The 23,536-nt window shown below is 66.7% G+C and carries 24 protein-coding genes and 1 tRNA gene; 16 read left to right on the forward strand and 9 right to left on the reverse strand.

Translation table 11 applies throughout. The features are described from left to right. Positions 1–110: 110 nt before the first annotated feature. The 6 genes from PSR88_RS28585 to PSR88_RS28610 all read left to right on the forward strand — a co-directional run bounded on the left by PSR88_RS28585 (position 111) and on the right by PSR88_RS28610 (position 5,931). The gene (locus tag PSR88_RS28585; protein WP_011597773.1) at positions 111–1,598 is read left to right on the forward strand and encodes a S1C family serine protease; all 1,488 of its coding nucleotides are present in this window, start codon (positions 111–113) and stop codon (positions 1,596–1,598) included. Further along, entirely contained in the window at positions 1,598–2,158 is a 561-nt protein-coding gene (locus PSR88_RS28590; RefSeq protein ID WP_005567398.1) for a molybdenum cofactor biosynthesis protein B, read from the forward strand. The genes PSR88_RS28585 and PSR88_RS28590 overlap by 1 nt, the downstream gene beginning before the upstream one ends. A gap of 663 nt (positions 2,159–2,821) precedes the next feature. Further along, positions 2,822–3,505, forward strand: a complete 684-nt coding sequence (locus PSR88_RS28595; RefSeq protein WP_011597774.1) for an MspA family porin — start codon at positions 2,822–2,824, stop codon at positions 3,503–3,505. A gap of 71 nt (positions 3,506–3,576) precedes the next feature. Next, positions 3,577–4,254 carry an MspA family porin gene (locus tag PSR88_RS28600; RefSeq protein WP_342338578.1) on the forward strand — a complete coding sequence of 226 codons (678 nt, stop codon included), beginning with the start codon at positions 3,577–3,579 and terminating at the stop codon, positions 4,252–4,254. Between the two features lie 244 nt (positions 4,255–4,498). Further along, positions 4,499–5,182 (forward strand): MspA family porin, encoded by a 684-nt coding sequence (locus PSR88_RS28605; RefSeq protein WP_011597774.1) that lies wholly within the window; start codon positions 4,499–4,501, stop codon positions 5,180–5,182. 71 nt (positions 5,183–5,253) lie between these two features. Continuing rightward, positions 5,254–5,931 carry an MspA family porin gene (locus tag PSR88_RS28610; protein ID WP_011597775.1) on the forward strand — a complete coding sequence of 226 codons (678 nt, stop codon included), beginning with the start codon at positions 5,254–5,256 and terminating at the stop codon, positions 5,929–5,931. A gap of 68 nt (positions 5,932–5,999) precedes the next feature. Here the strand turns inward: PSR88_RS28610 and mscL are convergent, their stop codons facing one another. The 4 genes from mscL to PSR88_RS28630 all read right to left on the reverse strand — a co-directional run bounded on the left by mscL (position 6,000) and on the right by PSR88_RS28630 (position 8,351). After that, on the reverse strand, positions 6,000–6,467 hold the full coding sequence (gene mscL, locus PSR88_RS28615) for a large conductance mechanosensitive channel protein MscL (protein ID WP_009478887.1): 468 nt from the start codon (positions 6,465–6,467) through the stop codon (positions 6,000–6,002). 82 nt (positions 6,468–6,549) lie between these two features. Next, complete coding sequence (locus PSR88_RS28620; protein ID WP_016883496.1) at positions 6,550–7,263, reverse strand: SAF domain-containing protein; 714 nt, start codon at positions 7,261–7,263, stop codon at positions 6,550–6,552. 97 nt (positions 7,264–7,360) lie between these two features. Further along, positions 7,361–7,669, reverse strand: coding sequence for an FmdB family zinc ribbon protein (locus PSR88_RS28625; RefSeq protein ID WP_009478889.1), 309 nt, complete (start codon positions 7,667–7,669; stop codon positions 7,361–7,363). Between the two features lie 103 nt (positions 7,670–7,772). Continuing rightward, positions 7,773–8,351, reverse strand: coding sequence for a 5-formyltetrahydrofolate cyclo-ligase (locus PSR88_RS28630; RefSeq protein ID WP_016883495.1), 579 nt, complete (start codon positions 8,349–8,351; stop codon positions 7,773–7,775). Positions 8,352–8,456: 105 nt separating this feature from the next. Here PSR88_RS28630 and PSR88_RS28635 point away from each other — a divergent pair, with 105 nt between their 5' ends. The 8 genes from PSR88_RS28635 (at position 8,457) to PSR88_RS28670 (ending at position 15,405) form a co-directional block, all read left to right on the forward strand. Next, complete coding sequence (locus tag PSR88_RS28635) at positions 8,457–9,377, forward strand: UTP--glucose-1-phosphate uridylyltransferase (RefSeq protein WP_009478891.1); 921 nt, start codon at positions 8,457–8,459, stop codon at positions 9,375–9,377. A gap of 19 nt (positions 9,378–9,396) precedes the next feature. Further along, positions 9,397–10,656, forward strand: coding sequence for a gephyrin-like molybdotransferase Glp (gene glp / locus PSR88_RS28640; RefSeq protein ID WP_005238688.1), 1,260 nt, complete (start codon positions 9,397–9,399; stop codon positions 10,654–10,656). A gap of 25 nt (positions 10,657–10,681) precedes the next feature. After that, positions 10,682–11,317, forward strand: a complete 636-nt coding sequence (locus PSR88_RS28645) for a GNAT family N-acetyltransferase (protein ID WP_011597779.1) — start codon at positions 10,682–10,684, stop codon at positions 11,315–11,317. A gap of 274 nt (positions 11,318–11,591) precedes the next feature. Beyond that, positions 11,592–12,332 (forward strand): gephyrin-like molybdotransferase receptor GlpR, encoded by a 741-nt coding sequence (glpR, locus tag PSR88_RS28650; RefSeq protein ID WP_009478893.1) that lies wholly within the window; start codon positions 11,592–11,594, stop codon positions 12,330–12,332. Positions 12,333–12,429: 97 nt separating this feature from the next. Then, positions 12,430–12,505: transfer RNA gene (locus PSR88_RS28655), tRNA-Ala, on the forward strand. A gap of 544 nt (positions 12,506–13,049) precedes the next feature. Beyond that, the gene (locus tag PSR88_RS28660; RefSeq protein ID WP_342338581.1) at positions 13,050–13,889 is read left to right on the forward strand and encodes a cell surface protein; all 840 of its coding nucleotides are present in this window, start codon (positions 13,050–13,052) and stop codon (positions 13,887–13,889) included. Between the two features lie 2 nt (positions 13,890–13,891). Further along, on the forward strand, positions 13,892–14,392 hold the full coding sequence (locus PSR88_RS28665) for an ImmA/IrrE family metallo-endopeptidase (protein WP_016883492.1): 501 nt from the start codon (positions 13,892–13,894) through the stop codon (positions 14,390–14,392). Then, positions 14,392–15,405 carry a hypothetical protein gene (locus tag PSR88_RS28670; RefSeq protein WP_016883491.1) on the forward strand — a complete coding sequence of 338 codons (1,014 nt, stop codon included), beginning with the start codon at positions 14,392–14,394 and terminating at the stop codon, positions 15,403–15,405. Before PSR88_RS28665 ends, PSR88_RS28670 begins: the two co-directional genes overlap by 1 nt. Before the next feature lie 14 nt (positions 15,406–15,419). Here PSR88_RS28670 and PSR88_RS28675 read toward each other — a convergent pair whose 3' ends face one another. Both PSR88_RS28675 and PSR88_RS28680 read right to left on the reverse strand, forming a co-directional pair. Further along, positions 15,420–16,838, reverse strand: coding sequence for a glucose-6-phosphate dehydrogenase (locus PSR88_RS28675; RefSeq protein ID WP_016883490.1), 1,419 nt, complete (start codon positions 16,836–16,838; stop codon positions 15,420–15,422). Positions 16,839–16,971: 133 nt separating this feature from the next. Then, the gene (locus tag PSR88_RS28680; RefSeq protein ID WP_005238699.1) at positions 16,972–17,388 is read right to left on the reverse strand and encodes a helix-turn-helix domain-containing protein; all 417 of its coding nucleotides are present in this window, start codon (positions 17,386–17,388) and stop codon (positions 16,972–16,974) included. A 644-nt stretch (positions 17,389–18,032) separates the two neighbouring features. Between PSR88_RS28680 and PSR88_RS28685 the strand changes: the two genes are divergently transcribed. Continuing rightward, the gene (locus PSR88_RS28685) at positions 18,033–18,176 is read left to right on the forward strand and encodes a hypothetical protein (protein WP_005561362.1); all 144 of its coding nucleotides are present in this window, start codon (positions 18,033–18,035) and stop codon (positions 18,174–18,176) included. Positions 18,177–18,315: 139 nt separating this feature from the next. Then, entirely contained in the window at positions 18,316–19,155 is an 840-nt protein-coding gene (locus PSR88_RS28690; protein WP_016883488.1) for an SDR family oxidoreductase, read from the forward strand. Positions 19,156–19,158: 3 nt separating this feature from the next. On the opposite strand, the gene PSR88_RS28695 is transcribed toward PSR88_RS28690, so the two are convergent. The 3 genes from PSR88_RS28695 to PSR88_RS28705 all read right to left on the reverse strand — a co-directional run bounded on the left by PSR88_RS28695 (position 19,159) and on the right by PSR88_RS28705 (position 23,536). Then, entirely contained in the window at positions 19,159–21,204 is a 2,046-nt protein-coding gene (locus tag PSR88_RS28695) for an ABC transporter ATP-binding protein (protein WP_342338583.1), read from the reverse strand. Between the two features lie 77 nt (positions 21,205–21,281). Further along, on the reverse strand, positions 21,282–21,911 hold the full coding sequence (locus tag PSR88_RS28700) for a hypothetical protein (protein WP_016883485.1): 630 nt from the start codon (positions 21,909–21,911) through the stop codon (positions 21,282–21,284). Between the two features lie 185 nt (positions 21,912–22,096). Beyond that, a complete protein-coding gene (locus PSR88_RS28705) occupies positions 22,097–23,536 on the reverse strand; it encodes an HAD-IB family hydrolase (protein ID WP_009478903.1) in 1,440 nt (479 codons plus the stop codon).

The following is a 23,536-nucleotide window of genomic DNA, read 5'->3' on the forward strand; positions in this document are numbered from 1 at the left end:
GCTAACTCCAAGGCCGGTCTCAGGACCTTCTCAGTCCCACCGGGCACTCTCGTAGCCAGAGACGGTGCGACTGCCCCTTGCGGGCGGTCGCAGGAGATGGAAGTGATGCGATGACCGAAGATCGAAACAGTCACGACGGCAACAGCCGCGACAATGCCGGTGGCGACCAGGGCGCGCGCCCCGATCAGCCCGCCCACCCGCAGTCGACGCCGGGTTACCACCCGACCGAGCAGTTTCCGGCCACTCCGCAGAATCCCGCGGGCGGTCCGACGGGTCAGCAGCCCTACGGCGCGGCCGGGTACCCCCAGGGCAATCCGTACGGTGCGCCGCAGCAGCCCACACAGCAGTTCGGCCAGCCTCAGCACGGTGCTCCCGGACACCCGGGTGCCCAGCACGCGGCCGGGCCGCACGGGGCGCCTCAGGGCCCGTTCCCCGGCCTTCAGGGCCCCGGACAGGCCGGCGCGGGGTCGACGGCGACCGCGACCAAGCGTCCCGCCCGCACCGCCATCGTGGTGGGCGCTGTGGCGCTCGCTCTCGTGAGCGGTGGCATCGGTGGCGTCGTGGGCTCCCTGGCAACCGACCGGAACGGCAGCGGCGCCGCGGTGACCAACTCCCTCGACGCCCCCAAGAACAACACCGCGACCCCGGCCGCGAACGCACCGGCGGGTTCGGTGCAGGCGGTCGCGAACAAGGTGGTCCCGAGCGTCGTCCAGATCGAGGTCGCGACGGCCGGCGGTTCCGGTGGCGAAGGATCCGGCATCGTCATCTCGTCCGACGGCATGATCCTCACCAACAATCACGTGGCAGGCGCGGCCGCCAAGGGTGGCAAGCTGACGGTCGCCTTCTCGGACGGCAGCACGGCGGACGCCAAGCTGGTCGGCGCCGACCCGGTGTCCGATCTCGCGGTCATCAAGGTGGACGGCAAGACCGACCTCACTCCGATCGAGCTGGGAACGTCCGGCAACGTCCAGGTCGGACAGCAGGTCGTCGCGATCGGGTCGCCCCTCGGCCTCGCCGGAACCGTCACCGAGGGCATCATCTCGGCGCTCAATCGCCCGGTGTCCACCAGCGGTGAGTCCGGAAACCAGAACACCGTCATCGACGCACTCCAGACGGACGCGGCCATCAACCCGGGCAACTCCGGCGGCGCCCTCGTCAACATGGACGGCCAGCTGATCGGCATCAACACCGCCATCGCGAGCATCGGCGGTTCCGGTGCGGGTGAGCAGAGCGGATCCATCGGACTCGGCTTCGCGATCCCGGTCGACCAGGCCCGGCGCATCGCGGACGAGCTCGTCAAAACAGGCAAGGCCACCCAGGCCGTCATCGGGATCCAGGTCCCGTCACAGGACGCCGCCAACGGTGCCACCGTCGTCGAGGTCACGGCGGGCAGCCCGGCGGAGAAGGCAGGAATTCCGAAGGGGTCGGTCATCACCAAGGTCGACGACCGTGTCATCACCAGTGGCGACGCACTCATCGCCGCCATCCGCTCACACGCACCGGGAGACAATGTGTCCATCACCTACACCGACGGGAACGGATCCAATACGAAGACCGTCGACGTCACGCTCGGAACCGCCGAACAGGGTGGCCGCTGATGAACACGGGGATTCTCGGGCAGGTCGAGTCCGTTCTGAACGGGGCCACTACGGTAGGGACCATGGACATCGAAGCCTCGCTGGCCGGCCGCGCGCTGGTGGTAATCGTCGACGACCGCACCGCTCACGGTGACGGCAAGGACTCCATCGGGCCCCTGGTGACAGAACTGCTGAACGAGGCCGGCTTCATCGTCGACGCCATCGTGGCGGTGGCGGCCGACGAGGTGGAGATCCGTAACGCGCTCAACACCGCCGTCATCGGCGGCGTCGACCTCGTCGTCTCCGTCGGCGGCACCGGCGTGTCGCCGCGCGACGTCGCACCCGACGTCACCGCCGAGGTCCTCGACCGTGAGATTCCGGGAATCTCGGAGGCCCTCCGCTCCTCGGGTCTCGCCGCCGGTTCGCTCGACGCGGGCCTCTCCCGCGGGCTCGCCGGCGTGTCCGGCAGCACACTCGTGGTAAACCTCGCGTCCTCCCGCGCCGCGGTCCGGGACGGCATGGCCACGCTGACGCCGCTCGCGGCACACGTGATTTCCGAATTGTCCGGCCTGGAAGGCTGAGACGATTTCTCGTTCCGACGAGCCGGACTCGCCCAGCGAGACCGACGAGCAGGCAGTTCCGAGCCGGGCCTCGATCGACAGGGCCCGGCTCGAACGCATCTTCGGGGACGTCTTCCCCGACACCACCGCGGACGAACGCGGCCAGGACGAGGCATCTCAGTATGTGGACAAACGCAACGAGTCCGAGGAGTGGATTCGGCGTCAGGTCCCCCCTCATCACGGGTAGACGCGTGATTGAAATCTGGATGAATCTAAGTGTTGTCGAAAGTAACGGAAAAAATCGCACCCGGAAAACCACTGGTACGACCTCTTTCGTTCGGGCAACTCAAAAGCGGGGCTACTCGTAGGTAACGTCTTGTTTTCAACTTTGTGAGGCACATCACAATTGCGTCACGAGCTGATCACGTTGCCCAGGTTCTTAGCTCAGGTTAATGTCCCTGACGAGTCAGTACGAAGATGGAGGGCGGGGCGTGGTGCCACGTCGTTGCCCGGACGAGCCTCCTGTGAGGTTTGTCTCTGGTGTCGAAATTCCGGCAACTGGTCGTCCGCAGTTAACTCTGCGGACACCTTTGCTGCGAATACTGCGCTGGGCCCGAAATGGACCACTCCTCAGTTTCGATCGTCGAGGCTGGGAACCTGCTTGAATCCTGATGAGGGGAACGAATGAGCGAGAACCGCAAGTCCGGCCTGCGCCGTGGCGCCCGTATTGCAGGCCTGGGTGCTGCTGCGGCTGTTGCACTCGGTTTGATGTCTACTGGTGCGGCGAGTGCGGATACCTTTATCCCGCTGCCTGATGGCTCGAAGGTCGGTCCGAACGTGACGTTGACGCGGACGGCGGAGAGCGCTCTGTCGTCGCCGTCGTTGGCTGCCAATGGCGCCGGGCGTGTGGCGTGGGTGTCGGGCACCGTCGTTGCCGATGTCAAGGGCATCAAGGAGGTCACCGACGTTCCGGAGGCGAACTCCACGACGAACAATGCGGGTACCTACAACGGTACGAATGCGGCAACGACGCATGGTGTTTCGCGGGTGTCGACCGGGTACATCGTGGGTTGCCAGGTGGATATCACGGGTCTGTCGGCGAATCCGTCGTTCAGTCTGGGTCTCGATTCGTTGTCGACGAGTGCGGGTCTGACGGTTCCGTTGGCTTCGGGTGAGGTCAAGTACGTGCCGCTGGGTGGCAAGGACATCAAGAAGGACGGCGTGTACGCGCTGCAGTACCAGGATGCGGAGCTGCAGGTGCAGAAGTGCGGTGGATTCGCGCAGGCTCGTTCGTACTCGGTCGTGGAGATCGTGGGCAACGACTACTCGAAGACCGTTCTGTACGGTGCGCCGTTCAGCATCGGCTGATTTCGGTCTCTTCCGCAGTTCTTCCCACCCACTTCTCGCGTGCGCGAGTTATCTACCCTTAGAGGGGAACAATGAACATCAACCGTAAGAACGGTGTGCGTCTGGCGGCGGTCGGTGCCGCTGCTGCCGCGACCATGGGCTTCTTTTCCGTCGGTGCGGCGAACGCCGACACGTTCATTCCGCTGCCTGGTGGTTCGATCACGCAGACGTTGGCCGACGGCACCGTGGTGACGGTGAACCTGACGGACGAGAGTGCGAACATTTCGCCGTCGATGGGTTCGACTCCGTTGCACCGGAATGTCTGGGTGAATGGCAAGGCCGCCGTCACGCTGGACGGCGCCGGAGCCAAGGGCGCCTCGATCACGCCGGGTTACGTCCTGGCCTGCCAGGTCGACTTCGGTGCCAGCGCCAATGGCAAGACGGGCTCGACGCCTTCCGTCGCCGAGGACGGCACTGTCTCCATTCCGGTCACGGGTACCACCGGCGCCGGAATCACCCTCGGCCCCGGCCAGGCGAAGAACGTCACGCTTCTCGATCTCGAGAAGAAGGACGCCTACGGTGCCGAGTCACACTCCGGTGCCAATAAGTTCACCGGCAAGACCGGTTCGGTCACCTGGGCCGACTCGAGCCTCGGCGTGAGCGGTTGCGCCGGCTACGCCCAGGCGCGCAGCTACGTCAAGGTTGCCGTCAGCACTGACAATGTCAGCAGCACGGTCACCCTGTGGGGACAGCCCTTCAGCATCGGCTGATTGCTTTCTCCATAAACAAGTAGGAATTACCCGGAATCGGGGCGCGGTAATACTCGCGCCCCGATTTTTGGCGCGTCGAAATGCGCTATTACACGCAAATAACGTGCCATTTTGTCAGGTAACACTTACGTAAATGCACCGTTCTGGATATTACGTTTCAGACTCGAATGGTCTAACTTTGGACCTCGCTAGGTCGTAGGTCTTCTCCGAAGGTCGGAGCAACCACACCTGATGAGGGGAACGAATGAGCGAGAACCGCAAGTCCGGCCTGCGCCGTGGCGCCCGTATTGCAGGCCTGGGTGCTGCTGCGGCTGTTGCACTCGGTTTGATGTCTACTGGTGCGGCGAGTGCGGATACCTTTATCCCGCTGCCTGATGGTTCGAAGGTCGGTCCGAATGTGACGTTGACGCGGACGGCGGAGAGCGCTCTGTCGTCGCCGTCGTTGGCTGCCAATGGCGCCGGTCGTGTGGCGTGGGTGTCGGGCACCGTCGTTGCCGATGTCAAGGGCATCAAGGAGGTCACCGACGTTCCGGAGGCGAACTCCACGACGAACAATGCGGGTACCTACAACGGTACGAATGCGGCAACGACGCATGGTGTTTCGCGGGTGTCGACCGGGTACATCGTGGGTTGCCAGGTGGATATCACGGGTCTGTCGGCGAATCCGTCGTTCAGTCTGGGTCTCGATTCGTTGTCGACGAGTGCGGGTCTGACGGTTCCGTTGGCTTCGGGTGAGGTCAAGTACGTGCCGCTGGGTGGCAAGGACATCAAGAAGGACGGCGTGTACGCGCTGCAGTACCAGGATGCGGAGCTGCAGGTGCAGAAGTGCGGTGGATTCGCGCAGGCTCGTTCGTACTCGGTCGTGGAGATCGTGGGCAACGACTACTCGAAGACCGTTCTGTACGGTGCGCCGTTCAGCATCGGCTGATTTCGGTCTCTTCCGCAGTTCTTCCCACCCACTTCTCGCGTGCGCGAGTTATCTACCCTTAGAGGGGAACAATGAACATCAACCGTAAGAACGGTGTGCGTCTGGCGGCGGTCGGTGCCGCTGCTGCCGCGACCATGGGCTTCTTTTCCGTCGGTGCGGCGAACGCCGACACGTTCATTCCGCTGCCTGGTGGTTCGATCACGCAGACGTTGGCCGACGGCACCGTGGTGACGGTGAACCTGACGGACGAGAGTGCGAACATTTCGCCGTCGATGGGTTCGACTCCGTTGCACCGGAATGTCTGGGTGAATGGCAAGGCCTCCGTCCACCTGGACGGCGCCGGAGCGACCGGTGCCGACATCCAGCCCGGTTACGTCCTGGCCTGCCAGGTCGACTTCGGTGCGGAGGCAGGCGGTGAAGCCGGCTCGACTCCGGTGGTAAATGCCGACGGTACCGTTTCGGTTCCTGTCGACGGCGGCACGAGCGCTGGTATCACCCTCGGCCCCGGTGAGGCTGTCAGCGTCGACATCCTCGACCTCGAGTCGGCCGACGCCTATGGCGGAGAGTCGCATTCCGCATACAACAGCTTCGAGGGTACCGACGGTTCGGTCACCTGGGCCGATTCGACCCTCGGCGTGAGTGGCTGCGCCGGTTACGCCCAGGCGCGGTCGTATGTGAACGTGTCCGTCGAGACGGACAACGTCAGCAGCACCGTCACTCTCTGGGGTCAGCCCTTCAGCATCGGCTGATAATTCGTTCCGCCCATGACTCCGGGCCCGTGCACGCAGCTGCTGCACGGGCCCGGAGTCGTCGGAAGCTATTCGCGGGTCTGCTCGAGGTTCGCGGCCTTGTCCGCGGTCATCGCGTGCGCTCCGTCGGGACTCGCTGTCGCGCCGTTGGTTTCGAGGCTCGATTCGAGGATGTCGCGGATCTGGATCAGCAGGTCGGCCTCGCTGGCCTTCTTGTCTGCGGGCTCGGTGATGAACCGCTTCTTCGCGGCGTTGGCCGGGACGATGAGAATGAAGTACACGACTGCGGCGATGATCACGAAGTTGATCACGGCCGTGATGACGGCGCCGATGTTGATGAAGGTGGCCGGGTTGTCGGAGAGAATCTGGTAGCCCCAGCCCAGATCGTTGGCGCCGCCCGCAACGGCGATCAACGGATTGATCACGTTGTTGGTGAACGCTGTGACGATGGCGGTGAACGCGGCTCCGACTACGACCGCGACGGCGAGGTCGAGGACGTTCCCCCGGAGCAGGAAGTCCTTGAATCCCTTGAGCATGTCGACGTCTCCTCGAGTGGGTGGCAAGTCATCCAGCACTGTTCGCAGAAAAGCCTAGATGAGCGCGGCTCCGTGTGACGGGTCACTGAAAGGTCACGGTGATCGCGCTCGTGAGAGATGCCGCGGCCACCGTCGTGGCCTCGGATGCCGGCAGGGCCAGCATCACCACGCGTTCGCGCTGGTCACGTCCGTTCTCGGAGGGTGTCACCAATACCACGACGGCGCGGGACGCCAGCACGGTGGCGCCGGAGCGCAGGTCCGGATTCGCTGGTGTGTCGGGATCGACCGTGAGCACGTCGACGCGATCGCCCTCACGCAAAAGTTCCGTGACAGCGGGGTCGGCGAGCCGGACGGGGACGATCCGGGCGTCGTCCATGCCGGCTGCGGCCGCGGCGAGACGGGGACCCAGTACCCGGACGTCGGTGAGGGCTTCTCCGGCGCGGGTCGGTCCGGCGAGGGTGCGCCCGTCGACGTCCGCCAGTGCGGTGACGGCGCCGTCGGGCAGGGTCCCGGCCTCGAGGTCCACCAGTTCCACGTCGGCGTCCGTGAGAACGACGCCCGGTTGTAGATCCCGGGCGGCCACCACGACTGCGGAGCGGGCGGAGTCGGGGTCTCCGCGGGCGAGGAGGGCCAGTGCGAGGCAGACCAGCGCGGCGGCCAGGACGCGTCTGGCGACGAGGGTGCGGGCCCAACCGGGATGGGCGAAATCCGACAGCCGGTCGGCCCACGACGGGCTCAGGCTTCGGTGTGCTCGGTTCGACCGGCGGCGACCGGTCGGGACAGGGTCGAACGACATGGTTCGACGCTAGGAGACCGGCGGGCCCATGGGTACGCCGAAAGAGCCCGCCTGTGGATGGACGAGAGGTTGTGGATAACTCGCGGAGACGCGCGAACTAGCTGGCAGCAGCCTTGGCCGGTGCGGCGGCCGCGGTGCTCGACGAGCTGGACGAGGCCGTCGACGAACTTTCCGACTTCGCGGCGGGAGCAGAGTCGGTCTTGGCAGGCTCGCTGGCCGCGCCGGACGTGCCGCGGCTGTCGGTGCGGTAGAAACCACTGCCCTTGAAGACGATGCCGACGGAGTTGAACAGTTTGCGAAGCTTGCCCGAGCATGCGGGGCAGACGGTCAGGGAGTCATCACTGAACGACTGGACGATGTCGAAACGGTTGTCGCATGCCGTGCACGCATATGAATAAGTAGGCACCGGGGTTCCTCCGCACTGTGTAGTCAAACCGCAGGTTTTAGCACTCTACAGTCGACAGTGCCAACAACGCTAATCAGAGAACTATTCCGGGCCGGACACGTCCTCAGCGGTCGCCGAGCGGGACGAGGCCCGAGCCGGGGGTGAGTGCCCAACCCATACGTACGTCATGGGGATCCTCGGGCAATTCGGATACCAGTTCCTCGTCGCGGACCACCGTGATCAGCCGCGCGTCGGAGGCAGCGAGCCCGAGACTCCGGTCGTAGAAGCCCGCACCGCGGCCGAGTCGCACGCCCCTCCGGTCGACGGCCAGGGCGGGCACGAAAATGGTTCCGGCCGAACGGATCTCGTCGGGCTCCCACACCGGGCCGGTCGGCTCGCGCAGGCCGTAACTCGCGTCGGCGAGACCGTCCGCGCCCGTGAACTCGGACCAGTGGAGCGGGCCCGGATCGCGGGTGACGGGCACGAGGACGCGTCCGGCGACCTGCCGGAGGGCATCGAGAAAGTCCAGTGATCCCGGCTCGAGCGCGGTGGGAACATAGGCGCAGACGGTGGATCCACCGGCGATTCCCTGTGTGCCGAGTGCGACGAGCGCCCGGTCCTCGGCCGTGCGGAGTTCGGGGGTCAGAGCTCGTCGCCCGGAGAGCACCAGTTGCCGCCACTCGTCCTTCGTTCGTGCGTGCATGCCCCAACCTTAGAGCCGACCGACGAGCGTCCCTGACGGGTTCCGGGAGGTTACTGACAGGATCTTGGTGACTGTCGAGTAGGTCCGCACAGTTATGGTGTGGGCATGACAGACGCCGCACCGCACACCGCCAGCGCCTTTCGCACGGCTGTCGTGCCCGCAGCGGGAATGGGCACGCGATTCCTCCCCGCGACCAAGACCGTGCCGAAAGAGCTGCTCCCGGTCGTGGATACCCCGGGTATCGAACTCGTGGCCGGAGAGGCCGCGGATTCCGGTGCCGGCCGGCTCGTGATCGTGACGTCGCCGGGCAAGGATGGAGTGGTCGCCCACTTCGTCGAGGATCTCGTGCTCGAGAGCAAGCTCGAGGCCAGCGGCAAATATCACCTGCTCGAGAAGGTGCGCAAGGCTCCCGGCCTGCTCGAGGTGGAGTCCGTCGTCCAGGATGAGCCTCTCGGCCTGGGCCACGCGGTCGGCTGCGCGGAGTCGGTCCTCGACGACGACGAGGACGCCATCGCCGTGCTCCTCCCGGACGACCTGGTGATGCCGCGCGGAGTGCTCGAGACGATGTCGCGGGTTCGCCGCAAGCGCGGGGGCACCGTCCTCTGCGCCATCGACGTCCCCAAGGATCAGGTGAGCTCGTACGGCGTCTTCGAGGTCGAGACGGTTCCCGACGCCACCAACCCCGACGTCCTCAAGGTCATCGGCATGGTCGAGAAACCGGCCATCGAGGATGCGCCGTCCACGTTCGCCGCCGCAGGTCGCTACCTCCTCGACCGCGCGATCTTCGATGCGCTGCGGCGGATCGAACCCGGCGCCGGCGGGGAGCTCCAGCTCACCGACGCCATCGCCCTTCTCATCAAGGAAGGCCATCCCGTTCACGTCGTCGTGCACCGAGGCACGAGACACGATCTCGGAAATCCCGGCGGCTACCTCCGTGCTGCGGTTGACTTTGCGTTGGACATGGACGAGTACGGCCCGTCGTTGCGCGAATGGCTGATCGACCGATTGAAGCGGACGGATTCCTAGAAGCTCGGGAGGCAAGAACTTGCGGTCGGTCGAGGAGCAACAGACGATCGTGACCGCGGCCGCAGTGGCGCCGCGGCCGGTCCGTGTGGCGATCTCCGAAGCCCAGGGGCTGTTGTGTGCCGAAGAGGTGGTCACCGAGCGTCCGCTTCCCGGTTTCGACCAGGCTGCAATCGACGGCTATGCCGTCCGCAGCGTCGACGTCCAGGCCGCCGGAACCGACATCCGCGACGACGACGGTGCGCCCGTCGAACTGTCGCTTCCCGTGGTCGGTGAGGTCACGGCCGGTTCGCGGCAGCCGATCCGGCTGCAGCCGCGTCAGGCCGTCAAGGTCGACACGGGTGCACCGCTCCCGACGCTCGCCGACGCCGTCCTTCCTCTCGACCGCACGGACGGCGGCCGGGCCCGCGTCAAGATCTACAAGCCGGTCCGCTCCGGCGACTACGTGCGCCGGGCCGGCGACGACGTGCAGCCCGGAGACGTCGCGGTCCGGGCGGGCACCATCATCGGAGCCGCCCAGGTGGGGTTGCTGGCGGCGGTGGGCCGAGACAAGGTGCTCGTACACCCCCGGCCCCGGCTGTCCGTCATCTCCGTCGGCGGCGAACTCGTCGACGTCGACCGGACCCCCGGTCCCGGCCAGGTCTACGACGTCAACTCCTACGCGCTGGCCGCCGCCGCCCGCGACGCAGGCGCCGACGTCAACCGGGTCGGTATCGCGAACGCCGACGCCCGTCGCCTGCGCGAGGTGGTGGAGGGTCAGCTGATCCGTTCCGAGATCGTCGTCATCGCGGGTGCCGTCGGTGGCGGCGCCTCCGAGGACGTGCGGGACGCACTCGCCGATCTCGGCAACCTCGAGGTCGACCGGGTCGCGATGCATCCGGGATCGGTCCAGGGTTTCGGTCAGCTGGGCCGGGACGAGGTCCCGACGTTCCTGCTCCCGTCCAACCCGGTGAGCGCCCTCGTGGTCTTCGAGGTGATGGTGCGCCCACTGATCCGCATCGCGCTGGGGCGCAGGCAGCCGATGCGACGCGTCGTCACCGCTCGCACCGTCGCGCCGATCACGTCCATCGAGCACCGCAAGGGTTTTCTCCGCGGTCAGCTCATGCGCGACGAAGCCACGGGGGAGTACCTCGTCCAAGCTCTCGGCGGGGCGCCGGGCGCGTCCTCGCACCTGCTCGCCACGTTGGCCGAGGCCAACTGTCTGGTCCTCATCGACCCCGAGATCACCGAGGTCCGGACCGGTGACCAGGTGGACGTGGCCTTCCTGGCGCAGCGGGGCTGATGGCACCGCGACAGTGTGAGACGGGATGACACAGCATCCGGGTTGGCCGCCGCATCTCGGGCCCCTGCGCGTGAAGGGTGGCGTCGTCACCGTGCGCGCCATCAGGTTGCGTGACGCGTCGGCGTGGAGCCGTCTGCGCACCCGCGACCGCGCGCACCTCGAACCGTGGGAACCGACCGGGGAGGCGCCCTGGGAAGCGCGCCATCATATTTCGGGATGGCCCGGACTGTGCAGCAGTCTGCGTTCGGAGGCCCGGAAGGGTCGCATGCTGCCGATGGCCATCGAACTCGACGGCAATTTCTGCGGCCAGATCACGATCGGCAACGTGGTGCGGGGTGCGCTGCGCTCCGCCTGGATCGGGTACTGGGTGGCCAGCGACGTCAACGGGCTCGGGGTGGCCACCGGCGCGCTCGCGCTGGGGCTCGATCATGCCTTCGGACCCGTGGGGCTGCACCGCGTCGAAGCCACCGTGCGTCCGGAGAACCTGGCGAGCCAGGCGGTGCTGCGCAACGTCGGCTTCCGCGAGGAGGGTCTCCTCAAGCGCTACCTGGACGTCGACGGGCAGTGGCGCGACCACATTCTGGTCGGCATGACCGTCGAGGACGTGCCTGGCACGGTGGCGGATTCGCTCGTGCGGAGTGGCAAAGCCACTTGGGGCTGATCGCCGAAGCGGACATGGACAAACGTCCAGCTACGCGGCAGTTATCTCACGGTATCAAAGCTTCCTGACCGGGGCTCCGCTTTCGGCGAGTCTTTGCCGGATCGTTCTCTCTGTCTTATCGGGGCATGTCGAGCACCACATTTTCGCGTTACGCATGTGACACCTGAGTATGGTGAGATCGGCGCGTCTGCGAAGATGTGCGTGTTCATGCGGTTAGCCTGGGTGGGTCAACAGCGGTATCCATGCTGGTAGACGATTGGGAGGAGGTCGCCGTATGCCGAACTCGTTTCTCTGGATCGGGCTCGTCGTCGTGTGGCTCTTCGTCCTGGTCCCGATGCTGGTGAACAACCGCCCCCGGATTCGACAAACCAGTGACGCAGCACTCGCGACGCGCGTGCTGCACCGCGGTGACGAACGTCCCGTGCAGCGTGGACCCGCGGCTGGACACCGCAGCGATCCGTACTGGCAACCGGAACCGGACCACTACGGCTACGACGCGGAGGACCTTGTGGACACTCACGCAGAGGAAGACGAGTTCGACGGTGAGCGGGCGCCGGTCGGTGAGTACGTACCGGCGCGCCGGGGGCGTGGCGGCTTCGACCCCGAGGCCGACGCGATCGCGCGCGAGGCCCGGTATGCGTTCCGGCAACGGTCGGTTCTCGGGCTGGTGTTCGCGACAATCATGTCGGCGGCGCTCGGGCTCATCATCTCCCCGCTGATGTGGTGGGCGTTCGCGGCCGGTGTGGTCGGCCTCTTCGGGTACTTGGCGTATCTGCGCCGGCAGGTTCAGATCGAGCAGGAGATCCGTCGCCGGCGGACCGCCCGACTCAACCGGTCGAGGTTGGGTGTCGAGTCCCGCAGCGACGAGGAACTCCGCCTCATCCCGGCCCGGTTGCGGCGTCCGGGCGCCGTCGTCCTCGAAGTGGACGACGAGGACCCCGAATTCGATCATCTCGAACACTTCGACGACGCGCCGATGCAGCAGGCCACGATGCGCCGAGCAGCCGGTGAGTAGCCGGGCGAATCGGGCCGAAAGCCACGTCGGTGTAGGCGATTCGCTCCCGCCGCGGGTGGCCTGCTAGAGTTTGCCGAGCGGATCGCAGGATCCGCACGGGGCTGTGGCGCAGTTGGTAGCGCGCTTCGTTCGCATCGAAGAGGTCAGGGGTTCGATTCCCCTCAGCTCCACCACAGAAGAGGCACTCACTCCATCCGGAGAGAGTGCCTCTTCTGCATTCCGACCCAGGTGAGCGTCGTCGTCAGGGGTGCGAGAGCGTGGCACCGTGCGAATGGCCGACTCTTGGATTTGCCAAAAGGTAACTGAATGCTGTGTACTGTCCGTAGGTCATCAAGGGGTCGATCGCACGGGGTGGAAATACATGCAGGCAATGGACAAGATCTCGAAGTTCTTGGAACCGGCGACGGTGGTCGCGACCATCACCGCGACGATGTTGCTGGTGAACGTCCTGTGAACTCCGGCCGACCAACCGACGTCGCGAGGGCCGCGTCGGAGACGCCGACCTTCCGCTGACCGCTCAGCACCTCCAGGCCGCAACGCCGAACCCGCAGGGGTTCTCGGAAGCTGCTCGAGTCCCACCTGGCTCGGGCACCGCTGGTGGTGCCGGTTCCCCGACACCGGCACCACCAGCACCTCTACTCGATTCGCTCGATACCATGACAGCGGCGACGTCGCCGTAGACGTGGTGTCGTGTCGTGAATACGAGGGGGGTGCACAGTGAGCGCGCGTCGTGCTGTTCGAAGGCTGACCATGGTCGGACTGGCGCTGGCCTTCTTGTCCGGGCTCGGCTGGGTCACCGTCTCGGTGTTCCCGTCCGACGCCTCCGCCGACCCCCAGTACCACGACTGCGCCAGTAGTCGCGGCTGCGGCGGAGAGCCCAGCGAGACACGGGAACCGAGCGAGACACGGGAACCGAGCGAGACACGGGAACCGAGCGAGACCGGGAAGCCCAGCGAGACGGCCGAGCCGTCCGACACCACGGAACCGTCCGAGACGACCGAACCGACGGAGACGTCGACACCTTCGACATCACGGGTCGTGGTCGCTCCGCCCCGTCCGATCACGTTGCCGCCGGTGGGCGAACCGACCATCGCGCGCCCGGACACGTCCGGGGACGACGATTCCGGAAACGACTCGGCTTCCGATGCTGTGGAAGCCGCTCCGGGCTCGCAGAGTCCTACCGCACCCCCGGCGTCCGGGGGAGTGCCGGCCGGAGGTTCCGGTTCCCGAACCGCCGCGGCAGCTCCGGGAACGAGTGGTCCCGCAGATTCCGCACCCCAGGATCGGCCTGCCGGGGAGACCCCGAGCGGCGACGGAACGTCGCCCGCTGCGGGCGCACCGGCCCAGGACGATCCGGCCGCCGCGCCGCCGGGAATGGTTCCGGTAGTCCACAGTGAGCCGTTGCCTGCGATCACCGTTCTCGGTGGGGTCGGCGTGCTGCTGTGCTGCGCCGGCGGGGCGGGTGCGCTGACCTTCAAGGGTGCTCGCGCACAACAGGCGCGCATCGCGGCCGCGCGGGCGGAATTCTTCCCGCCCGCTTCGAGTGGAGGGATGTAGTCGTGGGGGCGAACAGATCTCATCGTCGGGTAGCGGCGGCAGTGGATGCGGTGTGTGACGCGGCGGCCCGGGCCGAAGCCGTGTCACTCCGGCACGTGGTGGACGCGGTGGCCCGCGAACGGCAGCGTCCCATCGAACTCGACTTCACGAAGCCGCTGGCACCCGGTGTGTGCGGCCAGAGGCGCGCGTACCCGGACCGGGACGTGATCGTGCTGGCGCCGGGCCTGCCCGACCTCGACCGCACGCTTGCGCACGAGCTGGGTCACATCGTGTTTCGGCACGAAGGAGCCGAGATCGTCGCCGCGACGCTCGAAGCCGGTGACGATCTGATCGCCTACATGCTCAGCCAGCGGTCGCGACGGCGGGGAGACGAGCAGCCGTCCGACGAGGTGGCCGAGTGGGAGGCCGAGACGTTCGCGTCGATGCTGCTCATCCGGTTGAACACGATGCAGGGGCGCGGAACTCCCGTGTCCGTGCTCCGCTACGACGAGGCGATCGGCTGATGGGCTGGCTGGTTGCGCTCGTCGTCTGGACTGCCGCGGGTGCCCGGATCGGCCGGGTCGCCGCGCGTCAGCCGACGCCGCTGCGCGTGGCGATGGTGGTGGCCGTGTCCAGCGCGGCCCTCGCGTCCACGTTGGCCGTTCCGGACGTCGCCGGGCGCCTCGACACCGTGGCCCCGGGGGTCGGGCTGTCGGAGATCGTCCTCGAACTGGCGTGGACGCTGTTCGCCGCCGCGAGCGCGGTCGGCGCGATCTCCGTGTGGCCGGTACTCCCGCGTCCTGCGCTGCGTGCCGTCGCCGTGGTCGTCTACACCGTGGCCGTCGTGCTCGGAATCGGGCTTGCCGGTGGATATCCCGTTCCCGCGCTGGTGTTCATCGTGATCGCGCTGACCGCGGTGGTCGTGACCGGAGTCCGGCACGTCGCGTGGACACCACTCGGCCGCGGAATCTCACTGATCGTGGTCGGATCGGCGATCGTCCTGGCTGCGGCGGTCGTCGGACTGGTGCGTGGGGTGTCGGGCGAGACGTGGGCCGTCGGCTCCTCGCCGGCGTACACCATCGCGGCCGTGATCGTCTCCGTCGGCACCGTCTGGGTGCTCGTCGAAACGTGGCTGCGCGCACGGCAGGACCTGCGCCGCATGAACACACTGCATTCGGTGCTCGTTTCACGGTTCCCCGAAGTGGTCGAGGGCGACGGCAAGGGGAGCACGACCGTCCTCCGCGCCTCCGACGCCGTCGCACACGTCATGGATGCGCTGTACCTGCAGGCGGGCGCGGGCATGCTCGAGACGGACGAACAGGATCTTCCGGAATCGGCCGCCGAACGCGCCCGGATTCTCGCCCGCTGGATCGACGACCCGGTCGCCTCGGACGTCCTCGACACCGAGTGGATCGCGCCGCCTCAGGGCATGTCGCCGCGCCGATGGGTGCTCGATCTGGCGGACGCGTACGCCGACGTCCGGAAGTCGGCCCCCGTTCCTGCGAAGGCGGACACCGTCGAATCGGTCGCGGAATAGCCTTCAGCCGCCGATCAGTCCGGCGAACCGGTGACGAGCCACCCGCAGGGCGAGGCGAGGTCTTCGGCCTCCGGCGGTCCCATGGATCCCGCGGGGTACGGCTTGGCCGGGGGAGGGTCACGCAGCAGTGCGTCGGCGACGGCCCAGACGTGCGCCAAGCCGTCGGGGCGCGTGAACAGCGACCGGTCGCCGTGCAGGACGTCGAGGATGAGCCGCGAATACGGTGCGAGGGCGTGGGCGAGCGGCACCGTGTCGAGGGGCAGTCCCAGGTGGCCCACCGTCAGGCTGTCATCGGGTCCGGGTTCCTTGACCACCATGGAGATGTCGATCTCGCCGTCCCCGGACAGATCGAACGTCAGGACGGCGCCGTCCGGCGGAATGTCCGTGAGCGGGCCACGGGGACTTCGGAAGACGAGGCTGACCCGTTGCCGGCTGACACCCAGCATCTTTCCGGTCCGGAGGAGGAACGGCACCCCACGCCAGCGGTCCGTGTCGACCCACAGCCGTGCGGCGACGAACGTCTCCGTCGTCGAATCGTCCGCGACACCGTCGACGTCGCGGTACCCCTCGTACTGGCCGAGCACCACGTCGGCCGTGTCGAGGGGGCGGAACGCCCCGATCACGGATTCGCGGGCGGATTGGAGATCGTCGGCGTCCAACGTCTCCGGCGGTTCCATCGCGATCTCGGCGGCGACCTGGAACAGGTGTGTCACCAGCATGTCCAGGACGGCGCCGGTGGCGTCGTAGAACCGGGCGCGGTCGTCGATGTCGAGTGTCTCGGGCACGTCGATCTGCACCTGCTCGACGTGTTCCCGGTTCCAGACGCCCTCGATCAGCCCGTTGGCGAAGCGCAGGATGTGCAGATTCTGGGTGCTCTCCTTGCCGAGGAAATGATCGATTCGGTAGATCTGCTTCTCGTCGAGGACGTGGTGCACGGCTTCGTCGAGTTCGGCGAACGCCTCTCGAGACGTCCCGAACGGCTTCTCGTACACGACGCGTGCGCCACGGGCCAGGTCGTGCGTGCCGAGCGCGCGGGTGGTCTCGGCGAACGTGCTGGGTGGCAGGGCCAGGTAGTGCACCAACTGCGCGTCTGACGCGTCGAGGTCTTCCCGCGCCTGCCGAACGGTCGCGGGAAGTGTTCCCGGGTTGTCCGGGGTGAAACCGCCGCCGGCGAATCTCAGCCGCCGGGCGAACGCCTCCCAGTCGGTGTCGTCGTGCGGCACGGCGAACTGGTTCAGGACGTCGCGCACGTGGTCGCGGAACTGGTCGTCGGAGACGTTGCCCCGGCCTGTGCCGATCAGCATCCACTCGGAGTTCAGGAGCCCCGACTGGGCGAGTTGGAAGAACGCGGGGAGGACCATGCGTTTGGACAGGTCCCCGGTGGCACCGAAGAGGACGAAGATCGTGGGACCGAGCTGCGGTCTGTCAACCATTGCTCCATCATGCGCCACGCGGGCACACAGGGCAGGGCATTCCGGCGGTGTCGTCCGGTGTCGTCCGGTGCGTTTCAGCCGGACGTCGGGTGCAACCTGCGGCGAACCCGTTGCCGCCCAACGGCTCCGGTGATCAGCGGGACGCGTCCGGCGGGACCTCCGGCAACCCCTCGCTGGCACGAAGTTTCTCGGCCATCGTGGTGAGCAGGTTCTGCGACTCTTCGGAGAGGTCGAACGCGCGGCTGGAGAGCTTGCGTAGTCCGTATCCCTGGAGTTGCGAGAGAAGCTCGAGATCGTGATCGATCTTCGCGGCGTAGATGTCGTTGAAGAAGTAGTCGGGCTTCACCTTGAAGAAGCGAGCGAAGGCCGCGACCGTCTCGTCGGAGGGGTTGGTGCGTTGTCCCGACCGGAGTTGGGAGATGTAGGGCTTCGAGATCTGATGTCCGTCTGCGATGAGTGCCGCCGCGACCTCAGCGTTGGTATGCGGTTTACGTCCCGGAGGGTGGACCGTGTCGAAAAGCTTGTTCAACCGCGCAGCAAAATCTGCCATTGTGAGCCGCCGGGTCCTCTCTCGTGCGCGCGTCAGTCGTGTGAACGACACCGTACCACGATGATAACCGATTGATAACTCACGGACATAGAGGCAAAACGTCGTCCGCCGATGCCGCGCTTATCTCATATATGTTTCAACGACTGCCTGCTGTGCGCTCGCGGATCGCCGACATTTCGGGCGTCCTCTGCGCTCGTCACGCGCGTTCTACCGTTGAAAGTTCAAGAGAGGCGTCGGTGTGTGGCGCGCGAAGGCTGCCTCGCCGGTTGCGGTCGCCGGCACGCGTGCGTGGTTGCCGTTTCAATCACTGGAAGTTAGCTGGCAATGTCGCAGGGGTGTGTGCTGTGAGGCTGTGGTGCCCATAGCCCCAGTTCAGCGCCATTGTGTTGCGTTGCGCATCGCAACGTAGCGAGGTCGCTCGCGGGCCCGCGGGGCCTGGTGAACACTACTGTGAAGTAGGGGCATTCGCACGGGCGCCGGGCCGCGCGCCGCCGATCCGACTCTCGGTCGCCGCGTGATCCGTGCGGCTCCGCTCCGTCTGGTTGGACATATGTCCAGCTCAGGCGGGGTTCCGCCGCTCCGGCACGCCCCCGAGTCTGGCCAAATCTGAAGCCGTCGGGGATGATTGTGATATGGAACACAGAATGAGTGACGCCGAGCTTCGGAAGGCGATTCGAGTTCTGCGCGAGCGCGCCGACGACGCCCGGCACCGAGGAAACGACGACGACGCCAACGGAATCGAGAGGACGATTCGTACCTATCAGGAAGAAATGACTCAGCGGTTGTGAACCGTCACGAACCGGCCCGGCGCGGGCCGGTTCACATTTCTTCTCGGGAAGGGCGCCCTGCAGTTGCGTGCGCGCAATCAGATTGCGTGCGTAGACTTCCAGCCGACACGGATCGGTGACGACGGGGGCGCGCACGGCTATGGCGATCAAGACGCTGGACGGCAAGAACTGCCTGATCACGGGTGCAGGTAGCGGGATCGGGCAGGCGACCGCCCTGGCGGCCGCGGCGGAGGGCGCCGAACTGTTCCTCACCGACATCAACGAGGTCGGCCTGGCTCAGACGGTCGAACAGGTCGGCAGCCGCGGGGGCACCGTCAGCTTCTCGCGCGCGCTCGACGTGTCCGACTACGACGCCGTCGCCGCATTCGCCGCCGACGTGCACGATCAGTTCGGCAGCCTCGACGTCGTGATGAACGTCGCCGGCATCTCCGCGTGGGGGACGGTCGAGAATCTCGAACACCGCCACTGGAAGTCCATGGTGGACGTCAATCTGATGGGCCCGATCCACATCATCGAGAGTTTCCTGCCCCCGATGGTGCGGGCAGGACGCGGCGGTCACCTGGTCAACGTCTCCTCCGCCGCCGGTCTGCTGGCACTGCCGTGGCATGCGGCTTACAGCGCAAGCAAATTCGGGCTCCGCGGAGTGTCCGAGGTTCTGCGATTCGATCTCAAACGGCACGGCATCGGCGTGAGCCTCGTGGTTCCCGGCGCGGTCAAGACGCCGCTGGTGGGCACGGTCGAGATCGCCGGGGTCGATCGCGACGACCCGCGCATCCAGAAGGCCATCCACCTCTTCGAGAAGCGGGCCGTCACGCCCGAGAAGGTCGCGTCCTGCATCATCGCCGGCATCAAGAAGGACCGGTACCTGGTGTACACGTCGCCGGACATCCGGTTCGGCTACTGGTGGGCCCGCAAATTCTCGCCGCCGTACGACTTCGTGATGCAGAGGGCCAACGACCAGTTCAGCAAGTTCCTGTAGGAGCTAGAACTCTCCGCCCCGACCGGGGGCGCTCGGGGCCAGAACCGTCCCGTCGGTGAATCGGACGCCGTCGGTGCACCGGCACTCGACCTGCCCGCCACCGAACTGCTCGGCGTGGAGCCGCGCGTACAACCCTTGTCGTGCAAGGAGTTCGGTGTGCGTTCCGCGTTCTATCAGCGTTCCCTCGTCGATCACGAAGATCACGTCGGCGTGCTGAATGGTGGACAGCCGGTGGGCGATCGCGAGGGTGGTGCGTCCGCACATCACCTCACCGAGTGCCCGCTGGACGAGTCGCTCGGAAACCGTGTCGAGTGCGGACGTCGCCTCGTCGAGGATCAGTACGCGGGGGTTCTTCAGCAGCACTCGCGCGATGGCCAATCGCTGCTTCTCGCCACCGGACAGGCGGAATCCTCGTTCGCCCACCAGGGTGTCGTATCCGTCGTCGAATCCCAGGATGCGGTCGTGAATGTTGGCGGCCTCCGCCGCGGCCTGCAGTTCGGCATCGGTCGCCTCCGGTTTGGCGTATCGAAGGTTGTCGGCGATCGAGGCGTGGAACAGATACGGGTCCTGGGTGACCATTCCGACCGCCTCGGCGAGCGAGCTCATGGTCAGGTCGCGCACGTCGTAGCCGTCGACGAGGACGGCGCCACTGTCCACCTCGTACAGGCGCGGAACGAGGTAACAGAGCGTGGTCTTGCCTGCGCCGGACGGTCCGACGAAGGCGGCGAGCTGACCCGGCTCGATCTCCAGGGACGTGCCCGCGACCGCCCAGCGCCGGCTGCGACGTTCCGCCGGTTCGGTGTCGGGCGCCGCCGCCGGGAAGCGAGGCGCGACGGCCGCGACGCCGCGCATGCCGCCGCCCCCACCGCCGCGCCCCAGGCTGCGCAGTGCCACCGGGTCGGGGTCGGCGGTGGCGAGCCGGACGGGCGCGGGATACGCGAAGTACACGTCGTCCAACTCCACCCGCCCGGGGGAGTCCGCGGGCAACTCGACGGCGTCCGGGTGGTTCACGATCGCGGGTTGCAGATCGAGGTACTCGAAGATGCGGCGGAACAACGCCATCGACGTCTGGACGTCGAGGGTCACCCGCATCAGCGAGACCAACGGTTGCAGCAACCTGGCCTGCAGGGTCGAGAACGCGACGAGTGTGCCCGCCGAGAGCGCCGCGGAACCGCCGCTGACGAGATACCCCGCCAGCAGGTACACGAGTGCGGGAGTGATCGCCATGAACGAGCTGACGACGGCGAAGAAGCCCTGGCCCGTCATGGCCTGCCGCACCTGCAGTTCGGTCTGCCGCGCGTTCTCGGTCCGGTACCGGTCGAGCTCGGTGTCGGCCTGGTTGAACACCTTCGTCAGCAGAACACCCGAGACGCTCAGCGCTTCCTCGGTGATTGCGGTCATGTCTGACAACGACTCCTGCGTTTTGCGCGCCAGAACCCGTCGCCGGGCGCCGACCCGCCGCTGCAGGTAGACGAAGCCGGGGAGCAGTGCGACCGCGAGAAGCGTCAGCTGCCACGACAGCAGCAGCATCGCGATGAGGGACGCGGTCACGGTGACGACGTTCGACAGGATGCTCGACGCCGTGGACGTGAGGACGGACCGCACCCCGCCGACGTCGTTGGCCAGACGCGATTGGATCGAGCCGGTCTTGGTCGACGTGAAGAACGCCAGTTCCATCTTCTCGAGGTGGGCGAACAGACGCTCCCGGAGATCCGCCATCGACAGGTTGCCGACCTTGGTGGTGAGGTAGCTCTGGCCGACGCCGATCAGCGAACCCGTGAGCGTCACCGCGATCATGGCGACGACCAGCCACAGCAGCAGTGTCAGATGGACACCGCTGCCGTCGGTGGGAAACAGTGCGCGGTCGAACACCGCCTTCGTGAGGAAGGGATTCACGATGCCGAGCAGTGAGGACACGACGATGGCGGCCGCGACGAGCACCAGCCACCCGCGGTAGGGATGCAGGAGCGCCCAGATGCGGGGGAGCAGCGAAGACTCGGCGGGTGCCTCCGAGGCCTGCTGTGTCGATGAGGAACCGGTCGCGGGCATCTCCCCATCGTGCCCATCCGCCGCGGTCCTGGCGAGCCGAGTCGACGCGGCCCCGTCGTCCTGCTCCGGTCCGGTGGTTACGGTAGGTCCCCCTCCTCGGGGATGCCGAGTTCGTCGCGCACCGCGGCGAGAAAATCGTCCTGGGCGCTCATCCCGGCCTGGAAGTGGTCGGCGAACTGCTGTTGACGGGTGGACAGGGTGTCCGCAGACACGGCGTCATCCGTCGCGAAGTCGGTGCTCAGCCAGCCGACCGTCTCGGATCCGGCGAGGTATTCGACCACCATTCGCCGTGCCGATTCCACGACCGGTTCCGATCCGATGAGCTCCACCGCCGTGAATTTCGAGCCGAGGACGATGTTCTGTTGCGGTAGCGGACGGAGGACTTCGGCGATCATGGTCATGAGATCGGTTCCGTCGAAATGGTCGAAGGCCACCGAGACGGAACCCGACGTGATACGCACCTCGTTGGCCGCGGTCAGGAGCTCCGAGTAGATCTGCTGCCGCTGCGTTCGTAGGAACTCGTTCGAGGATTGGCTCACCGTCGCCTCCACCTGATTCGAGGTGTTCAGCAAGGTGAACACGCCTCCGCACACGGAGCCGATCAGGGTGCCGACGACGGCCATCGAGGCCACGAGCATGCTGAGCCGAAACTCGTGGCGCCGCACATCCGTTCGGTCGGGAGGCGTGACGCCGTCACGCTCGCTCATCGTCCTGCTCCCTTCGATGCATCACCGGTTCACCCCGACTCTCCCGTACGGCCGGCGACCCGTCGCGCGTAGTCGACTACTCGGGTTGCGACACCCCGTGGGGAGCGCTGAACCGGGCCACCAGCGTCGGTAGGCCCCGATCGAGGTTCTCTACATCCCTCGGGAACGTTGTTCGAAGAGATCTTTCAGCGATGCCCGGCGTGCAGGCAGTCCTCGAACAGGGTGCGCACTTCGTCGACGTGCCGGTCGAGATCCGCGAGGTTCCAGCCCTCGGTCGGCACGGGTGCGAGGACGTCGACATCGACGGTGCCGGGGTGCGCGACGAGCGAGTTCCGCCACATCCGTTCGCCCGCGTTGTGGATGACGATCGGCACGATCGGCACTCCCGCCTGCATCGCCAGGTGGAATCCGCCCTTCTTGAACTTGCCGAGACGCGGAGTCGGCGATCGGGTGCCCTCGGGGGCGATCGCGATGGAGACGCCGGACTGCAGTTTCTCCACGGCCGGGCGGAGGGCAGCCCTCGCCTTCGTGCTGTCCGCCCTGTCGATGTACGCGACGTCGAGCAGCGCCCCCACGGGAATGAACCGGGGATCGCGCGCGGCCTCCTTCTTCGCGACGCCGGTGACGTCGCGACGGATGACGCTGCCGATCACCAGCATGTCGAGCGAACTCTGGTGATTGAACATGAAGACCGCGGGCCTGGCCGACCACGCGTTCTCCTTGCCCTTGATGCGCACGTTGATCCCGCAGATCGCGAGCGCGAGATCCGGGCCGAAGCTGCCGACCAGGTTGGCGCCCGTCTGCCGGTTCTGGGTGAGCAGTCCGGCGGAGACGCCGAACGCGGCCGCCCCCATCAGGGCGCCGATCGCAGTGGTGGTGCGGGCGATGGACATCGGGTCGGCGCCGCTCTCCGGAGGTCGCAGATTCACCGACGGCCACCCGTTCTGCCGCGCGGTCGCCGCAAGCTTGCGGTCGGGGTTCAGGGCTACGGGATGTCCCACCGACTTCAGCATCGGAACATCTTCTGCGCCGTTGGAGTACGCGAAGCTGTCACCCAGAACCGCGCCGTGCTTCTCGGCGTATTCGCGCAGTGCCTCGGCCTTGGCCGGGCCCCACAGCGGCGGCGATTCGAGCTTGCCGGTGAGCATCCCGTCCAGCACCGCGGGCCGGGTGCACAGCACGTCCTCGGCGTCGATGTCGAGATCCGCGGCCACCGACAGTGCCTGATAGGGGGTGGCGGAGGTGGCCATCACCACCCGGTGACCGGCGTGCCGGTGCGCGGCGAGCAGTCCGCGGACCTCCGAGAAGATCATCCTCGCGATCTCCTGACGGAACAGCCGCTGCCCCCACTCCTGCATCTCGTCCTCCATGCGCCCGGCCAGGCTCTCCACTCCGATGCGCATCAAATTGCTGACGTCGGCACCCCGGAACCGGGTCTCCACCGCCGCACCCGTGGTGCGCAGAAGCTCTGCCACGCTGATGTCGAAGCGACGCAGGCGGTCCCGGTAGACGACACTCGCGGAGTACCCACTGATCAAGGTGCCGTCCAGATCGAACGCGGCGAGGGTACCCGGTCCGGGAACGGCGGCCGCGATGTCGTCGTGGAGACTGCGGAGATCGCTCAT

The sequence above is a fragment of the Rhodococcus sp. DK176 genome, from assembly GCF_038447315.2.
Taxonomy (GTDB): Bacteria; Actinomycetota; Actinomycetes; order Mycobacteriales; family Mycobacteriaceae; genus Rhodococcus_F; species Rhodococcus_F jostii_A.

Bases quoted from the DNA above. Each gene is read 5' to 3' on its own strand.
- PSR88_RS28705 (WP_009478903.1), bottom strand. From the start codon at position 23,536: ATGAGCGATCTCCGCAGTCTCCACGACGACATCGCGGCCGCCGTTCCC.
- PSR88_RS28670 (WP_016883491.1), top strand. From the start codon at position 14,392: ATGGGCTGGCTGGTTGCGCTCGTCGTCTGGACTGCCGCGGGTGCCCGG.
- mscL (WP_009478887.1), bottom strand. From the start codon at position 6,467: ATGCTCAAGGGATTCAAGGACTTCCTGCTCCGGGGGAACGTCCTCGAC.
- PSR88_RS28630 (WP_016883495.1), bottom strand. From the start codon at position 8,351: ATGCACGCACGAACGAAGGACGAGTGGCGGCAACTGGTGCTCTCCGGG.
- PSR88_RS28695 (WP_342338583.1), bottom strand. From the start codon at position 21,204: ATGCCCGCGACCGGTTCCTCATCGACACAGCAGGCCTCGGAGGCACCC.
- PSR88_RS28700 (WP_016883485.1), bottom strand. From the start codon at position 21,911: ATGAGCGAGCGTGACGGCGTCACGCCTCCCGACCGAACGGATGTGCGG.
- PSR88_RS28675 (WP_016883490.1), bottom strand. From the start codon at position 16,838: ATGGTTGACAGACCGCAGCTCGGTCCCACGATCTTCGTCCTCTTCGGT.
- PSR88_RS28600 (WP_342338578.1), top strand. From the start codon at position 3,577: ATGAACATCAACCGTAAGAACGGTGTGCGTCTGGCGGCGGTCGGTGCC.
- PSR88_RS28685 (WP_005561362.1), top strand. From the start codon at position 18,033: ATGAGTGACGCCGAGCTTCGGAAGGCGATTCGAGTTCTGCGCGAGCGC.
- PSR88_RS28645 (WP_011597779.1), top strand. From the start codon at position 10,682: ATGACACAGCATCCGGGTTGGCCGCCGCATCTCGGGCCCCTGCGCGTG.
- PSR88_RS28585 (WP_011597773.1), top strand. From the start codon at position 111: ATGACCGAAGATCGAAACAGTCACGACGGCAACAGCCGCGACAATGCC.
- PSR88_RS28595 (WP_011597774.1), top strand. From the start codon at position 2,822: ATGAGCGAGAACCGCAAGTCCGGCCTGCGCCGTGGCGCCCGTATTGCA.
- PSR88_RS28620 (WP_016883496.1), bottom strand. From the start codon at position 7,263: ATGTCGTTCGACCCTGTCCCGACCGGTCGCCGCCGGTCGAACCGAGCA.
- PSR88_RS28680 (WP_005238699.1), bottom strand. From the start codon at position 17,388: ATGGCAGATTTTGCTGCGCGGTTGAACAAGCTTTTCGACACGGTCCAC.
- PSR88_RS28635 (WP_009478891.1), top strand. From the start codon at position 8,457: ATGACAGACGCCGCACCGCACACCGCCAGCGCCTTTCGCACGGCTGTC.
- PSR88_RS28590 (WP_005567398.1), top strand. From the start codon at position 1,598: ATGAACACGGGGATTCTCGGGCAGGTCGAGTCCGTTCTGAACGGGGCC.
- PSR88_RS28690 (WP_016883488.1), top strand. From the start codon at position 18,316: ATGGCGATCAAGACGCTGGACGGCAAGAACTGCCTGATCACGGGTGCA.
- PSR88_RS28605 (WP_011597774.1), top strand. From the start codon at position 4,499: ATGAGCGAGAACCGCAAGTCCGGCCTGCGCCGTGGCGCCCGTATTGCA.
- glpR (WP_009478893.1), top strand. From the start codon at position 11,592: ATGCCGAACTCGTTTCTCTGGATCGGGCTCGTCGTCGTGTGGCTCTTC.
- PSR88_RS28610 (WP_011597775.1), top strand. From the start codon at position 5,254: ATGAACATCAACCGTAAGAACGGTGTGCGTCTGGCGGCGGTCGGTGCC.